The sequence below is a fragment of the Gardnerella vaginalis genome (genome assembly GCF_001546455.1).
GTDB classification, from domain to species: domain Bacteria; phylum Actinomycetota; class Actinomycetes; order Actinomycetales; family Bifidobacteriaceae; genus Bifidobacterium; species Bifidobacterium vaginale_B.
Genome location: NZ_KQ956805.1, coordinates 65,765 through 67,514 on the forward strand (window position 1 = coordinate 65,765; position 1,750 = coordinate 67,514).

Below are 1,750 nucleotides of genomic sequence, written 5' to 3' on the forward strand. Positions count from 1 at the left end.
AATCAAGCTATTAAGCCAATCTTAAACCTTTTAACGATAGCTTTTTCAATACTCGCTAGCATAATAATGATAGTTACTAGGAATAGTTATTCCAGCAGTGCGTCAATATTTCGTTTTGAATATAGAAGTCTGCGCACTTCCATAGTGTCGCCCAAGACAACGTAAAAAACAGAAAAGTTGCGTACGCTAATCCTGTAGTAGGGGTGTTCTCGTGTTAATTAATCCTTCTCCTTGCGCTATCAAAGACGTCGTCTTTAGAAAGACGTGTAGAAGTGTTTGCGGCAAAAGCGTCTGCTTCGTCGAGTTTTCTTTCAATGTCGTCAGTGAGGGCAGAGTATTGTTTGATGCTCATGAGAACCATAGTTCCATAACCATTTTTTGTAAGGAATACTGGTGTATTTAAATTTATAACTGTTTCTTCTACTTCTGGAAATTTATTTCTTAAATCGGAAACTGGTCGAATATTAATCATAGTATTAACCTCCTTTTATCAAAAAAGTATCATAATATTATCAAGATTACAATTATATTAGTGGCTTGGTACTCAAAAAGTGTAGCTATACTACCTGTTCTCTCAATCCACGTCGAGACTGTCGTATTGATGTCAAAGGCTGATTAGGTGGGTGCATTTTTGCCCTTATGTAGCAAGGCTTAGCGAGGGCTATCGTTAAAAGGTTTAATGCGAAGCAGCTTTAAGCTGTGTTCTTGCGGTTTTTGAGCGCAATTTGGCTATTTTGCTGTCGAGTGATTATTAATTTATTTGTTTATGTTTTGGGGAACAAATCGGTGTAAAAATCATAAAAAAGTTCCCTACATTATTTGATTATTGGGGAACAAAATGGTATTTTATTTAAGTAAATGTTCCCCAATTTATGTGAAAAAGGAGTGTGAAGATGGCTGCAAAATATGATGATGTGCAAGAATTGCTTAGAAAAAAGGCTGATATTAATGCTCGCTTGAGTTTGCTTGCGTATGATGGTACTCCTGAAATCAAAAATCGTGGAGATGGTAAATATTTATACACCAGAAAGCGTGTCTCGGGAAAGTTGACGTCTACGTATGTTGGTGTGTATTCGGACGATTTGTATAATCTTCTTCTTCGCAATGCAAGTGAATCTAGGCAATTGCGTAAGGAACTTCGCGCTGTAGTAAGGCAGCTCGCGAATGCCGGATATTCTAATAGTGAGTTATCTGCTGATTTGGTGAGCAATATTGCTTTTGCAAGGGCTAACTTAAAGGCGAATATTTACGATCAGGCGGTTTTGGAAGGTGTTGCTACTACTTTTCCTCAAACTGAAGAGATTATAGATAACGGGAAAGTGTTTGGTGTTTCTGCGAGTGATGTTCAAAAAATCTTGAATTTGAAGCATGCTTGGGAGTTCATTTTAGACGAGGATGTTGTATTAAGCAGGTCTGATTATTACATGCTCAGTCATATAGCGAAGCTTGTTAATGAGGGCTTTTTCTTAGACGGCGGTCGTATAAGGGGTGTTCCTGTTGCGATTGGTGGATCTACTTATATTCCGCCTATTCCTAATGAAATAGATGTTAAAGAAAAAATAAGGAATATTGTTGAAAGTGAGGAAGATAGTGAGAATGTTGAAGGTAAAGTTGGAAGGAAAGAGCCTATTGATATTGCGATTGAATTATGCGTTTATTGTATGAAGTCGCAGATATTTTTAGATGGGAATAAGAGGGCTTCTGTGATTTTTGCGAATCATTATTTGATTTCTCATGGTCAGGGCTTGTT

Annotated in this window: 2 protein-coding genes; one reads left to right on the forward strand and one right to left on the reverse strand. The window is 37.3% G+C overall.

What is annotated here, in order from left to right:
- Window positions 1-214: 214 nt before the first annotated feature.
- Window positions 215-472, reverse strand: coding sequence for a type II toxin-antitoxin system Phd/YefM family antitoxin (locus HMPREF3216_RS00735; protein WP_060786493.1), 258 nt, complete (start codon window positions 470-472; stop codon window positions 215-217).
- 421 nt (window positions 473-893) lie between these two features.
- On the opposite strand from HMPREF3216_RS00735, the gene HMPREF3216_RS00740 reads away from it, so the two are divergent.
- Window positions 894-1,750, forward strand: an 857-nt coding sequence (locus tag HMPREF3216_RS00740) for a Fic family protein (protein WP_081090876.1), incomplete at its 3' end; no start/stop codon positions are given.

Bases quoted from the DNA above. Each gene is read 5' to 3' on its own strand.
- HMPREF3216_RS00735 (WP_060786493.1), bottom strand. From the start codon at position 472: ATGATTAATATTCGACCAGTTTCCGATTTAAGAAATAAATTTCCAGAA.